A 12710-nucleotide genomic window follows, 5' to 3' on the forward strand; every position below is an offset into this window, starting at 1 on the left:
TCCATCCCGGGTTCCAGTGGGCACGGGGAGCCGTATTCGGACATGTCCGACGGATCTCGATGCGCGGCCTACGGCCGCTACTCGATCAACGGGACGAGGCGGGCTGCTGCTCGATCGACGGGGAGGATGCGGGTTGCGGCCGCTACTCGATCAACGGGGTCGCGACGGGGCGTCGACCGCCGCGCCGAAGCGGCGGTCGCGGCCCGTGTACTGGTCGAGCGCGTGCCACAGGTCCTCGCGCGTGAAGTCGGGCCACAGCCGGTCGAGGAAGACCATCTCGGCGTACGCGCCCTGCAGCGTCAGGAAGTTCGAGATGCGCTGCTCGCCCGAGGAGCGGATGTAGAGGTCGACGTCCGGGATGTCAGGGTTGTACATGCGCCGGCGCACGAGCCTGTCGTCGACGCTCGACGGCTTGAGGCGCCCGGCCGCGACGTCCTCGGCGATCGAGCGCACCGCATCCGCGATCTCGTGCGTGCCCCCGTAGTTCACGCACATCTGGAGCGTCATCGTGCGGTTGCCGGCGGTGCGGCGCTCGGCCTCCTCGAGCTCGCGGATCACGCTCGGCCACAGCCGCGGGCGCCGGCCGGCCCAGCGCACCCGGACGCCCCACGCATCCAGCTGGTCGCGCTGGCGCCGCAGCACGTCCTTGTTGAAGCCCATGAGGAAGCGCACCTCGTCGGGGCTGCGCTTCCAGTTCTCGGTCGAGAAGGCGTAGACCGACAGGTGCTGGATGCCGACCTGCAGCGCCCCCGCGACGACGTCGAGCAGCCGCTCCTCCCCCGCCGCGTGGCCCTGCGTGCGCGTGAGGCCGCGCTGGTTGGCCCAGCGGCCGTTGCCGTCCATGATGATCGCGACGTGCGCGGGCAGGCTGCCCGCCGGGTACTGCGGCGGCTGCTGGCCGGTCCAGTCGATCGGCTTGACCTCGCTCACCGCGCTCCTCGGTCGACGTGCTCGAGCGAGCGCAGCCCGCGCTCGAGGTGCCACTGCACGTAGGCGGCCACCGCGCCCGAGGCGCGCGATCGCACACCAGCGGGCGAGGCCTCGGCGAGCTGCCACTCGCCCGTCAGGAGCGCCCCGAGCAGCTCGAGCGTCGCGGGGTCGATGCGGAGCGCGCCCGGCGGGGCCGCGTGGTCGGCGACCATGCCGCCGAGCTGCGGCACGAACGCGCGGTGCGGGCCCGGCTCGCCGGTGACGGCGCAATCGCCGAACGACGGCGCCCAGCCCGCGATCGAGAGCGCCCGCAGGAGGTAGGAGTCGAGCGTGAGCGAGGGGTCGTGCTCGGCGCGCGCGAGCGAGCGCAGCGCCCCGACGAGGAGCAGGTACTGCTGCCGGGAGCCGTCCTCGTCGGTCAGCCGGTCGGCGGTCTCGACCATCGCCGCCGCCGCGGTGTAGGCGCGGTAGTCGGCCACGATGACCGGCGCGTACGCCCCGAGCGTCACCGCTTGCGTGATGATGTCGAGGCTGCGCCCGACCGCGAGCTGCAGGTCGGCGACCATGAACGGCTCGAGCCTCGCCCCGAACCGCGACGACGTGCGCCGCACGCCCCGCGCGACGGCGCGCACCTTGCCGTGCTCGCGCGTCAGGAGCGTGACGATGCGGTCGGCCTCCCCCAGCTGGTGGGTGCGGAGGACGACGCCTTCGTCGCGGTAGGTGGGCACGGCTCAGCCGACCGGCTGCACCCTGCGCTCGTGGATGCGCAGCCCCCGGTTGACGCCGGAGACGATCGCCTTGAGCGCCGCGGAGGTCGAGCTCGGGTCGAGGCCGACGCCCCAGACCGCGTTGCCCGCGACGTCGAGCTCGATGTAGCACGCGGCGGTCGCGTCGGAGCCGGCGCTCATCGTGTGCTCGACGTAGTCGGTGAGGGTGACGTCGACGCCCTCCGAGCGCAGCAGCTGCAGCATCGCATCGATCGGGCCGTTGCCGCTCGCGGCGACGTCGCGCACGCACTCGCCATCGCGCAGCCGCGCGTGCAGCTGCGCCGAGCCCTCGTGCGACGAGGTCGTCTCGAAGGTGACGAGCTCGAAGCGACCCCACTGCTCCGCGCCCGTCACGGGGTCGCTCGGCAGGTACTCGTCGCCGAAGATCGACCAGATCTCGTCGCTCGAGACCTCGCCACCCTCGCTGTCGGTGCGGGCCTGCACGACGTTCGAGAACTCGATCTGCAGCCGGCGCGGGAGGTCGAGGCCGTGGTCGGTCTTCAGCAGGTAGGCGACGCCGCCCTTGCCCGACTGCGAGTTCACGCGGATGACGGCCTCGTAGGTGCGGCCGACGTCCTTGGGATCGATCGGCAGGTACGGCACCGCCCACGGCATGTCGTCGACGTGCTTGCCGGCGGCGGCGGCGTCCTCCGCCATCCGCTCGAAACCCTTCTTGATCGCATCCTGGTGCGAGCCGGAGAACGCGGTGTAGACGAGATCGCCCGCCCAGGGGCTGCGCTCGTGCACGCGCAGCTGGTTGCAGTGCTCCGCGACGCGGCGGATGCCGTCGAGGTCGGAGAAGTCGATCTCGGGATCGATGCCCTGCGTCAGCAGGTTGAGGCCGAGCGCGACGAGGTCGACGTTGCCGGTGCGCTCGCCGTTGCCGAACAGGCAGCCCTCGATGCGGTCGGCGCCGGCCATGTAGCCGAGCTCGGCGGCGGCGACGCCCGTGCCACGGTCGTTGTGCGGGTGCAGCGAGAGGATGACCGACTCGCGGCGCGCGAGGTGGCGGTGCATCCACTCGATCGAGTCGGCGTACACGTTGGGCGTCGCCATCTCGACCGTCGCGGGCAGGTTGATGATGACCGGCCGCTCGGGGCGCGCGTCGAGCGTCTCGATGATCGCGTTGCAGACCTCGAGCGCGTAGTCGAGCTCGGTGCCCGTGTACGACTCGGGGCTGTACTCGTAGAAGACCTCCGTCTCGCCGAGCATCCCCTCGAGCTCGAGGCACAGCTTCGCGCCGTCGATCGCGATCTGCTTGACGCCCTCGCGGTCGGAGCGGAAGACGACGTCGCGCTGCAGCACGCTGGTCGAGTTGTAGATGTGCACGATCGCCTGCTTCGCGCCGTCGATCGCCTCGAAGGTGCGGCGGATGAGGTGGTCGCGGCACTGCGTGAGCACCTGGATCGTGACGTCGTCGGGGATGAGGTCCTCGTCGATGAGCTTCCGCACGAAGTCGAAGTCGAGCTGGCTCGCCGACGGGAACCCGACCTCGATCTCCTTGTAGCCCATCCGCACGAGCAGCTGGAACATCTGCAGCTTGCGGTCGGGCGTCATCGGGTCGATGAGCGCCTGGTTGCCGTCGCGCAGGTCGACGGCGCACCAGCGGGGCGCGCGCTCGATGCGCTTCGAGGGCCACGTGCGGTCGGGCAGCTCGACCCGGATCTGCTCGTGGTACGGGGTGTAGCGGTGCGCCGGCATCCCGGACGGCTGCTGCATGTTCTTCATCGATCGCTCCTGTCGCTTGCTCCTGAGGTCCGGGCAGGACAGCCTCCGCGACGAGGGAGCCCGGGGTTCAGGCCTCGCCGCGGCGACGAAGGAGCAGCACGCTCTGCATGCGATCAGACTACACCCGGCGCGCGAGCGGCGCCGGGTGCGTCACTCGGCGGCGACGGCGGCGAGCGGTGCGATGCGCGCCGCGCGCCGGCCGGCGGGCACGCTCGTCGCCACGGCGACGGCGAGGCCGACGGCCGCGAGCGCGAGCGGCAGCTGCCACGGCAGCGACGGCGCGGTCGAGACGACGCCCTGCACCGACGAGAGCATCGCGTGCGCGCCGATCCAGCCGTAGAGCGTGCCGATCGCGAAGCCGGTCGAGACCGCGACGATCGTGATCGCGCCCGCCTCGGCCAGCAGCATCGAGCGCGTCTGGCCGCGGCGGAGGCCGAGCGTGCGCAGCAGCCCGATCTCGCGGGTGCGGCGGCGCACCGACAGCAGCATCGAGGCGACGAAGCCGAGCACGCCGAGCAGCGCCGAGAAGCCGACGATGCCGGCGAGCACGCTCGTGACGCCCATGAGCACGTCGCGCAGCTGCTGCTGGAAGAAGGGGTCACGCTCGATCGTGTGGGCGGCCGTCGTGAGCGACGAGCCGGCCGCGATCATCATCGTGACGACCGCCGTCCCCGCGAAGAGCGAGAGCACGAGGGCCGACGTGCGGCCCGGATGCGTCGCGAGCGTGCCCGCCGCGGCTCGCGCGGGCACGCTCCGGCCGAGCGCCCGCGACGCGAGCGCGACGAGCGGCGGGGCGATCGCCGGCGCGAGGGCGACGATCCCCGCCGTGCTCACGACGCCGCCGGCGAAGCCGATGAGCACGGCGAAGGGCGAGACGGGGCCGAGCAGCACCGCCGCGGCGAGCAGCACCGCGCCGGAGACGAGCGTGACGATGTCGCCGGTGCGGCGGCGCTCGACCGTCGTCTCGACATCGACGGCCGAGCTGCGGAGCGCCTCGAGCGGCGAGACGGCGAGCACCGAGCGGGTCGCGAGCATCGCGGCCAGCACGGCGGCGGCCGCGACGATCGCGGCGGGCACCGCGGCCCACGGCTCGACGGCCGGCAGGCCGCGCAGGTCGAGCCCCTCGGGCAGCGCCGCGAAGGCCTCGCTCGCGAGGACGGCGCCACCGACGCCGAGGGCCCACCCGGCGGCCGCGCCGCCGACGCCGACGAGCGCGAATCCGCCGAGCAGGCGTCGGCGCTCGGCGCGGGAGGAGGCGCCCAGCAGCCGGCGCAGCGCGATCTCGGCGCGCCGGTCCTCCACCGCGCCGGTGAGCGCCTGGCGGGTGACGATCGCGCCGACGACGATCGAGACGCCGATGAGCAGCGATTGGGCGAGCGCGAGCAGCAGCCGTCCGGTCTCGCTCCCGCCGATGAGCGCCTCGCCGTAGAGCTGCAGGGCGGCGTGCTCGATGACGGTCGAGAGCGCGGTGCCGAAGCCCGCGGCGAGCGCGGAGACGGCGAAGGTGAGCCAGAGGCCGGACCGCGAGGCCCGGCGGTCGGTGCCGCTCATCGGGCGGCCTCGAGCATGCGCTGGGCGACGGTCGCGGCGTCGGTCGCGGGCAGCTCCTCCTCGATGCGGCCGTCGCGGAGCAGCACGATCCGCTCGGCGCGCGCGGCGACCGCGGGGTCGTGCGTGACCACGACGATCGCCTGGCCGGCCGCGGCGCTCGCGACGAGGATGTCCTGCACCTCGCGCGACGTCGCCGAGTCGAGCGCGCCGGTCGGCTCATCGGCGAGCACGATCGCGGGCCGCTGCGCGAGCGCGCGGGCGATCGCGAAGCGCTGCTGCTGGCCGCCGGAGAGCTCGTGCGGGCGACGCTCGGCGAGCGCGGCGACGTCGAGGTCGTCGAGCAGCGCGGCGATGCGCTCGTGGTCGGGCGCGCGCCCCGCGAGCCGCGCGGGCAGCTTGACGTTCTCGAGCGCGGTGAGGCTCGGCACGAGGTTGAACGACTGGAAGACCACGCCCACCTCGTCGCGGCGCAGCGCCGTCAGCGCGTCGTCGTCGAGCCCGACGACCGAGCGGCCGCCGATGACGACGTCGCCCGAGCTCGGCGCGTCGAGGCCCGCCGCGAGGTGCAGGAGCGTCGACTTGCCCGAGCCCGACGGACCCATGACCGCGGTGATCGAGCCCGGCTCGATCGCGAGGTCGATGCCGTCGAGCGCCGTGACGGCGGCCGCGCCGGATCCATAGCGCTTCGTGACGCCGCGGAGCAGGAGCGCGTGCGAGTGGAGGGATGCGGTGCTGTGCATGCTCCCAGTCAACGGCGCGGGCTCGCGCCCGTCGTCAGCCCCGGGCCGGAACCGGCGTCATCCCCCGGGATGATCCCCGCGGATGATCCGCGCATCCGGCCGTCACGGATGCAGCCGCGCGAGCCGCTTGTCGAGCAGCGCCGCCATGCGCTGCGGGCGCTCGAGCGGCAGCCCGTGGCCCGCGCCCGGGACGATGCGCAGCTCGCTGCCGGGGTGCGCGTCGTGCAGCAGCCGGGCCGAGTCGCGCATGACCCGGCGCTCGGCGCCGCCGACGACCACGAGCGCGCTGCCGCCCTCGCCCCACCCGTCGGGCACCGAGAAGCGCAGGTTCTCCCCCACGCTCGCGACGAGCGTCGCGCGCGTGATCGCGGCGCTGCCCGCGAGGTACTCGGGCAGCAGCTCGTGCGGCACGAGCAGCTCGCGCGCCTGCAGCCGAGCGAACCACGGCATGCGCGCGAGCGGCGCGGTCAGCGCGAGCAGCCCGAGCGTCGCGCCCGCGAGCGGCAGCGGCGCCGCTTGCGCGCTCACCACGACCGCGTCGGCGACGAGCTCCGGCCGGCGGGCGGCGAGCAGCACCGCGAGCTGCGCGCCGAGCGAGAAGCCCGCGACCACCGCGCCGCCCGGCGCGCGCTCCTCGAGCAGCGCCTCGAGCGCGGCGAGCGTCTCGGCGTGCGAGCGGTAGGGGTCGGATGCGCTGCGCCCGTGCCCGGGGAGGTCCGGCACGAGGGCGCGCACGGGGTGCCGCAGCGCGCCGAGCGTCGGCCGCCACATCCAGCCGCCCACGCCGCCGCCGTGCAGGAGCAGGAGCGGAGGGGCGCCGTCGGGCCCGGTCTCGTCGACGTGCATGCGGCCCGGCGCTTCAGCGCGACTCGCCCGCGAGCCCGTGCTCGTAGGCGAAGACGACGAGCTGCACGCGATCGCGCAGGCCGAGCTTGCCGAGGATGCGCGAGATGTGGGTCTTGACGGTCGCCTCCGAGACGAACTCGCTGCGGGCGATCTCGGTGTTCGACAGGCCCTTCGCGGCGAGCGCGAAGATCTGCCGCTCCCGCTCGGTGAGCTCGGCGAACGCGGCGGGCGCCGATTGCCGCTGGCGGCCGAAGGCCTTGAACAGCTCGCGCGTCGCGCTCGCCGCGACGACCTCGTTGCCCGCGTGCACGGTGCGGATCGCGGCGAGCACGAGCTCGGGCTCGGCGTCCTTGAGCACGAAGCCGGATGCCCCGGCGCGGATGGCTCGCGCGGCGGCCTCGTCGAGGTCGAAGGTCGTGAGCACGACGACCCGCACGTCGGGGCGCGCCCGCACGATGCGGTCGGTCGCCGAGATGCCGTCGAGCACGGGCATCCGCACGTCCATGAGCACGACGTCGGGCTGCTGCTCCTCGGCGAGCCGCACCGCTTGCGCGCCGTCGGCCGCCTCGCCGACGCACTGCAGGTCGGGCTGCGACTCGATGAGCATGCGGATGCCGCTGCGGAACAGGGCCTGGTCGTCGACGATGAGGACGCGGATCATGCGATCCCCGCCGGGAACGCGGCGCGCACGCGGAACCACTCGTGCTCGATGCCCGTCCAGACATCGCCGCCCGCGAGCCGCGCCCGCTCGTGCATCCCGCGGACGCCGTGGCCGGCAGGTCCGGGCGCGGCGGCGAGTCGGTTGTGCACGTCGATCACGATGCCAGGTCCGACCGTCATGAGCCGCACGTGCACCGGCTGGTCGCGATCGCCGTGCCGGAGCGCGTTCGTGAGCGCCTCCTGCAGCATGCGGTAGGCGGCGATGTCGGCCGTGCGCGGCAGCGGGGGCCGCCCGCCCACCCGCTCGAGCCGCACGTCGAGGCCGCTGCCGCGCATCCGCTCGACGAGGGCGTCGACGTCGTCGAGCGAGGCGACGGGGTCGGGCGCCTCGCTGTGGCGCAGCTGCGCGAGCAGCAGCCGCACGTCACCGAGCGCTTGCTTCGCGGTGCCCGCGATCGTCTCGAGCGTCGCGTCCTTGACGGCAGGATCGGGCGTGTAGCGCGCGCCGTTCGCCTGCGCGATGACGACGGCGAGCGAGTGGGCGACGACGTCGTGCATGTCGCGGGCGAGGGCGGCGCGCTCCTCCTGCTCGGTCGCGCGGCGGCTCGAGACCTGCGCGACCTCGACGGCGGCCTCCGAGCGGGCGACGGAGGAGACGCCCCAGCCGATGAGGATCGTCATCGAGAAGAGCAGCATCGGCGGCACCCAGATGAACACCGCGAACCGCAGCACCTCGTCGATGGGCACGAGCTGGCCGGGCGAGTAGCCCGCGAGGCCGCCGGTCGTCGTGATCCAGTAGGCCGCGAGCAGGGAGGCGACGAGCGAGAGCCCGGCGGCCGCGAGCCGGCCGGGCCAGCGGCAGAAGCGGCCGGCGGAGTAGAGCGGCACGAGCACCGCGAACCAGATCGGGAAGAGCGGCGCCGCGAGGGCGACGTGCACGGCGGCGAGCGCGACGAGCCCGGCGAGGGCGAGCACGGGCCAGCGGCGGCGCACGAGGATCGACGCGCCGATCGCCGCCGTCTCGATCGCGCACAGCAGCCAGTGCCAGCCCCAGTCGAAGAACAGCGCGCCGATGAGCAGCGTCGGCACGGCGAGCATGCCGAGCGTGACGGCCGCGATCACGCCGTCGACGCGGAGCGCGTCGCGGTCGAGCGCGGCGCGCGCGGGCGCCGGCTCGGCGGGCTGCGCGTCGGTCGCGATGGGGTCGGCGGTCACGCCTGCCAGCGTATGGCGGCGGGCGGATGCGTCGGCGTGCGCGGGCGCGGAATCATCCGGGAGGGGGACAACGGCGCCGCTCCTCCCCCGCTCGTCGAGTAGCGGCCGCAGGCCGCGTATCGAGACGGAGCAGCCGGGTCTCGATACGCCGCTGCGCGGGCTGCTCGACCAGCGGAAGGCGGGCCCTCGAGACGCGCGCGGCCGAGCCGCGCGCTCCTCGGGCTTGAGTCCTCCGCGCTCAACGCGGCGTTGCCGCATTGAGCGCTGCGGACTCAAAACCCGAAGCGGCCCAGCTGCTTCGGGTCGCCCTGCCACTCCTTCGCGACCTTCACGCGCAGGTCGAGGTGCACCTGGGTGCCGACGATGCGCTCGATCTCGCGCCGCGCATCCGCCCCCACCTGCCGCAGCCGCGAGCCGCCCTTGCCGATGATGATGCCCTTCTGGCTGTCGCGCTCGACCCAGAGGTTCGCGTAGACGTCGGTGAGCTCGCGGTCCTCGCGGCGCACGATGTCGTCGAGCGTCACCATGATCGAGTGCGGCAGCTCGTCGCGCACGCCCTCGAGCGCGGCCTCGCGGATGAGCTCGGCGATGCGCACCGAGAGCGGCTCCTCCGTCGTCGTCTCGGCCTCGTAGAGCGGCGGCCCCTCGGGCAGCAGCTCGACGAGCGCGTCGACGAGCACGTCGAGCTGGTGGCCCGCGACCGACGACAGCGGCACGATCGCGTCCCACTCCCGCAGCTCGCTCACCGCGAGCAGCTGCTGCGCGACGCGCTCCTTCGAGGCGGCGTCGGTCTTCGTCACGACGGCGACCTTCTTCGCGCGCGGGAAGCCCTCGAGCTGCTGGTCGATGTAGCGGTCGCCGGGCCCGAGCGGCTCGTCGGCCGGCACACACAGGCAGATGACGTCGACGTCGCCGAGCGTCGTCTGCACGACGGCGTTGAGCCGCTTGCCGAGCAGCGTACGCGGCTTGTGCATGCCCGGGGTGTCGACGATGACGAGCTGCGCGTCGTCGCGGTGCACGACGCCGCGGATCGCGTGGCGCGTCGTCTGCGGCTTCGACGACGTGATCGCGATCTTCTCGCCCACGAGCGCGTTCATGAGCGTCGACTTGCCCGCGTTGGGCCTCCCGACGAAGGTGACGAATCCGCTCCGGTGCTCGCTCATGCCTCGGCCTCCGCCGTCGTCTCGGCCTCGACGATGCGCGAGACCTCCATCTCGCCCGCGAGCCGGCCGCGGCCGTCGAGCGAGCGCACCTCGATGCGCAGCCCCGCGACGTGCACGACGTCGCCGACCTCGGCGATGCGCCCGAGCTCCTTCTGCACGAGCCCGCCGACGGTGTCGACCTCCTCGTCGTCGAGCGAGAGGTCGAAGAGGTCGCCGAGCTCGTCGATCTGCAGCCGCGCCGAGACGCGCCACGAGCCGTCGCCGACCTCGACGACCTCGCTGCGGCCCCGGTCGTGCTCGTCGTGGATCTCGCCCACGAGCTCCTCGACGAGGTCCTCGAGCGTCACGAGCCCGGCGATGCCCCCGTACTCGTCGACGACCATCGCGACGTGCACGCGATCGGCCTGCATGAGCGCGAGCGTGTCGTCGGCCTTCTTCGACTCCGGCACGAGCAGCGCGGGGCGCGCGAGCTCCTCGGCGGTCTCGGATGCGTCGGGCCGCCACGTGCGGGAGCGCACGACGTCGCGCAAGTACAGGATGCCGAGGATCTCGTCGGTCGACTCCCCCACGACCGGCATGCGCGAGAGGCCGTTGTCGAGGAACTGCCGAAGCGCATCCTGCGCCGTGACGTCGCGCTCGACGACGATCATGTCGGGGCGCGGCACCATCACCTCGCGCACGAGCGTCTCGTTGAACTCGAAGATCGAGTGGATGAGCTCGCGGTCCTCGTCCTCGAGCACGTCGCTCTCAGCGGCGGCGTCGACCATCGACAGCAGCTGCGCCTCGGTCGTGAACGCGGTCTCGCGCTGCCGGCCGGGCGTCACCTTCTCGCCCACGGTCGCGACGAGCATCGCGATGGGTCCCATGAGCACGCGCCAGAAGCGCAGGAAGCCGGCGGATGCGCGCAGGAGCGCGACGGCGTGCTGACGGCCGACGGCGCGCGGGCTCGTGCCGACGAGCACGAAGGAGACGACGATCATGACGCCCCCGGCGACGAGCAGCGTGATCCACCACTCGGTGACGAGCGAGTCGACCGCGAGGGCGACGAGCACCGCGGCGATCGTCTCGCACATGATGCGGCCGAACTGGAGCGTCATGACGTGGCCGCGCAGGTCGTCGGCGATCGCGAGCATCTTCCTGCCGCGGCGGGCGGCGACCGCCGCCTCCTGCAGCTCGGCGCGCGAGACGACGCCGAGCGCCGCATCGCACGCGGCGAGCCAGGCGCCGAAGACGATCAGCAGCCCTGCGACGACGAAGAGGACGACCTCGAACATCAGCGGACGCGGCCGGGCGTGCCGCTGTCGGCCGCCTCGAACGCCGCGAGCAGCGTGTCCTGCAGCTCGAACATCTCGTCGCGCTCCGCCGGCTCGGCGTGGTCGAAGCCGAGCAGGTGGAGGAGTCCGTGCGTCGTGAGGAGCCGCAGCTCGGTCATGAGCGAGTGGTTCGCCTCGAGCGCCTGCTGCTGCGCCACCTCGGGGCACAGCACGATGTCGCCGAGCAGGCCGGCGGGCGCCGGCCGGTCGTGGCTGCCGGGCCGCAGCTCGTCCATCGGGAAGGAGAGCACGTCGGTCGGGCCGGGCTCGTCCATCCACTGGACGTGCAGCTGCTCCATCGCCGCGACGTCGACGAGCGCGATCGAGACGTCGGCGTCGGGGTGCACGAAGAGCTTCTCGAGGTGGTGCGCGACGAGCCGCACGAGCTGCGCCTCGTCGACCGACGCATCCGTCTCGTTCAGGAGGTCGATCGACATCAGTGCCGCCCCCGCCGCGAGTGGTGCGACTGCTGGCCCTGGCGGGCCTGCCGCGCCATGACCCGCTGGTCGTGCGCCGTGTAGGCGTCGACGATCTCGCCCACGAGCGTGTGGCGCACGACGTCGGCGCTCGTGAGCATCGCGAAGCGGATGTCGTCGATCTTGCCGAGCACCTGCTGCGCGACCTGCAGCCCCGAGGTGCCGGCGGGCAGGTCGACCTGGGTCGCGTCGCCCGTGACGACCATCTTCGAGCCGAAGCCGAGTCGCGTGAGGAACATCTTCATCTGCTCGGGGGTCGTGTTCTGCGCCTCGTCGAGCACGATGAACGAGTCGTTGAGCGTGCGGCCGCGCATGTAGGCGAGCGGGGCGACCTCGACGACCCCGGTCGCGAGCAGCTTCGGCACGAGCTCGGGATCCATCATCTCGTTGAGCGCGTCGTAGAGCGGCCGCAGGTAGGGGTCGATCTTGTCGGTGAGCGTGCCGGGGAGGAAGCCGAGCCGCTCGCCCGCCTCGACCGCGGGGCGCGTGAGGATGATGCGGTTGACCTCCTTGCGGTGCAGCGCCTGCACGGCCTTGGCCATCGCGAGGTAGGTCTTGCCGGTGCCGGCGGGGCCGATGCCGAAGACGATCGTGTGGGCGTCGATCGACTCGACGTAGGCGCGCTGGCCCTCGGTCTTCGCACGGATCGACTTGCCCTTGCTCGTCAGGATCACCTCGCCGATCGCGTCGGCGAGGCTGCGCGACGTGTCCTGCCGCAGGATGCGGCTGCCCTCGGCGACCTCGGTCTGGCTGAGGGCCGTGCCCTGGCGCACGAGGTCGACGAGCTCCTGCACGAGGCGGCCCGCGACCTCGACGTCGTGCTCGGGGCCCCCGAGCGTGACGAGGTTGCCGCGCACCGCGACCCGCACGTCGGGGTGCTCGCGCTCGAGGCGCGTGAGGAGCCGGTCCTGCGGCCCGAGCAGCCGCACCATCTCGATGCCGTCGATCTCGATCGAACGGGTTGCGTCAGGCAAGCGATCCCTCTCTGAGTGCGCCGGCGAGCACGTGCGCGTGCACGTGGAAGACGGTCTGACCGGCGAGCTCACCGGTGTTGAAGACGAGCCGGAAGTCGCCCTCGGCCCGCTCCCGGGCGATCGCCTGCGCGGCCTGCACCATCTCGGCCATGAGGTGGGGGTCGCCGGCGGCGAGCTCGACGACATCGCGGTACTGCGACGTCTTGGGCGTCACGACGACGTGCATGGGCGCTTGCGGCGCGATGTCGGTGAACGCGATGATGCGGTCGGTCTCGAGCACGATCTCCGCCGGGATCTCCCGCGCGACGATCCGCTCGAACACGGTGGGCTCAGCCATGGCAGTCAGC

Annotated in this window: 13 protein-coding genes; all 13 read right to left on the reverse strand. The window is 73.1% G+C overall.

What is annotated here, in order from left to right:
• Positions 1 to 150 precede the first annotated feature (150 nt).
• Positions 151 to 930, reverse strand: coding sequence for an isoprenyl transferase (locus H508_RS0105015; protein WP_026373266.1), 780 nt, complete (start codon positions 928 to 930; stop codon positions 151 to 153).
• Positions 927 to 1658 carry a DNA repair protein RecO gene (gene recO / locus H508_RS0105020; protein WP_026373267.1) on the reverse strand — a complete coding sequence of 244 codons (732 nt, stop codon included), beginning with the start codon at positions 1656 to 1658 and terminating at the stop codon, positions 927 to 929. The genes H508_RS0105015 and recO overlap by 4 nt, the downstream gene beginning before the upstream one ends.
• A 3-nt stretch (positions 1659 to 1661) precedes the next feature.
• Positions 1662 to 3425, reverse strand: a complete 1764-nt coding sequence (gene leuA / locus H508_RS0105025) for a 2-isopropylmalate synthase (protein ID WP_026373268.1) — start codon at positions 3423 to 3425, stop codon at positions 1662 to 1664.
• 150 nt (positions 3426 to 3575) lie between these two features.
• On the reverse strand, positions 3576 to 4976 hold the full coding sequence (locus H508_RS0105030; protein ID WP_026373269.1) for an ABC transporter permease: 1401 nt from the start codon (positions 4974 to 4976) through the stop codon (positions 3576 to 3578).
• Positions 4973 to 5716, reverse strand: a complete 744-nt coding sequence (locus H508_RS0105035; RefSeq protein ID WP_026373270.1) for an ABC transporter ATP-binding protein — start codon at positions 5714 to 5716, stop codon at positions 4973 to 4975. The genes H508_RS0105030 and H508_RS0105035 overlap by 4 nt, the downstream gene beginning before the upstream one ends.
• A gap of 102 nt (positions 5717 to 5818) precedes the next feature.
• Positions 5819 to 6562 (reverse strand): alpha/beta fold hydrolase, encoded by a 744-nt coding sequence (locus H508_RS0105040; RefSeq protein ID WP_026373271.1) that lies wholly within the window; start codon positions 6560 to 6562, stop codon positions 5819 to 5821.
• Positions 6563 to 6575: 13 nt separating this feature from the next.
• A complete protein-coding gene (locus H508_RS0105045) occupies positions 6576 to 7223 on the reverse strand; it encodes a response regulator (protein WP_026373272.1) in 648 nt (215 codons plus the stop codon).
• Positions 7220 to 8437, reverse strand: a complete 1218-nt coding sequence (locus tag H508_RS16615) for a sensor histidine kinase (RefSeq protein ID WP_051222770.1) — start codon at positions 8435 to 8437, stop codon at positions 7220 to 7222. The genes H508_RS0105045 and H508_RS16615 overlap by 4 nt, the downstream gene beginning before the upstream one ends.
• Positions 8438 to 8709: 272 nt before the next feature.
• Positions 8710 to 9600 (reverse strand): GTPase Era, encoded by an 891-nt coding sequence (gene era, locus H508_RS0105055; protein WP_021011327.1) that lies wholly within the window; start codon positions 9598 to 9600, stop codon positions 8710 to 8712.
• Complete coding sequence (locus H508_RS14625) at positions 9597 to 10874, reverse strand: hemolysin family protein (RefSeq protein WP_035254147.1); 1278 nt, start codon at positions 10872 to 10874, stop codon at positions 9597 to 9599. Before H508_RS14625 ends, era begins: the two co-directional genes overlap by 4 nt.
• Positions 10874 to 11350, reverse strand: a complete 477-nt coding sequence (gene ybeY / locus H508_RS0105065) for an rRNA maturation RNase YbeY (protein WP_026373273.1) — start codon at positions 11348 to 11350, stop codon at positions 10874 to 10876. The genes H508_RS14625 and ybeY overlap by 1 nt, the downstream gene beginning before the upstream one ends.
• Positions 11350 to 12321 (reverse strand): PhoH family protein, encoded by a 972-nt coding sequence (locus tag H508_RS14630; RefSeq protein ID WP_084155133.1) that lies wholly within the window; start codon positions 12319 to 12321, stop codon positions 11350 to 11352. The genes ybeY and H508_RS14630 overlap by 1 nt, the downstream gene beginning before the upstream one ends.
• A 34-nt stretch (positions 12322 to 12355) precedes the next feature.
• The gene (locus H508_RS17810; protein ID WP_026373274.1) at positions 12356 to 12700 is read right to left on the reverse strand and encodes a histidine triad nucleotide-binding protein; all 345 of its coding nucleotides are present in this window, start codon (positions 12698 to 12700) and stop codon (positions 12356 to 12358) included.
• Positions 12701 to 12710 lie beyond the last annotated feature (10 nt).

It is taken from the genome of Agrococcus lahaulensis DSM 17612 (assembly GCF_000425105.1).
Classification (GTDB): domain Bacteria; phylum Actinomycetota; class Actinomycetes; order Actinomycetales; family Microbacteriaceae; genus Agrococcus; species Agrococcus lahaulensis.

What these genes read in the sequence shown, in the direction of transcription:
- leuA (WP_026373268.1), bottom strand. Translation starts at nt 3,425, where the DNA reads ATGAAGAACATGCAGCAGCCGTCCGGGATGCCGGCGCACCGCTACACC.
- H508_RS0105030 (WP_026373269.1), bottom strand. Translation starts at nt 4,976, where the DNA reads ATGAGCGGCACCGACCGCCGGGCCTCGCGGTCCGGCCTCTGGCTCACC.
- H508_RS0105035 (WP_026373270.1), bottom strand. Translation starts at nt 5,716, where the DNA reads ATGCACAGCACCGCATCCCTCCACTCGCACGCGCTCCTGCTCCGCGGC.
- H508_RS0105040 (WP_026373271.1), bottom strand. Translation starts at nt 6,562, where the DNA reads ATGCACGTCGACGAGACCGGGCCCGACGGCGCCCCTCCGCTCCTGCTC.
- H508_RS0105045 (WP_026373272.1), bottom strand. Translation starts at nt 7,223, where the DNA reads ATGATCCGCGTCCTCATCGTCGACGACCAGGCCCTGTTCCGCAGCGGC.
- era (WP_021011327.1), bottom strand. Translation starts at nt 9,600, where the DNA reads ATGAGCGAGCACCGGAGCGGATTCGTCACCTTCGTCGGGAGGCCCAAC.
- H508_RS14625 (WP_035254147.1), bottom strand. Translation starts at nt 10,874, where the DNA reads ATGTTCGAGGTCGTCCTCTTCGTCGTCGCAGGGCTGCTGATCGTCTTC.
- ybeY (WP_026373273.1), bottom strand. Translation starts at nt 11,350, where the DNA reads ATGTCGATCGACCTCCTGAACGAGACGGATGCGTCGGTCGACGAGGCG.
- H508_RS14630 (WP_084155133.1), bottom strand. Translation starts at nt 12,321, where the DNA reads ATGGTGCGGCTGCTCGGGCCGCAGGACCGGCTCCTCACGCGCCTCGAG.
- H508_RS17810 (WP_026373274.1), bottom strand. Translation starts at nt 12,700, where the DNA reads ATGGCTGAGCCCACCGTGTTCGAGCGGATCGTCGCGCGGGAGATCCCG.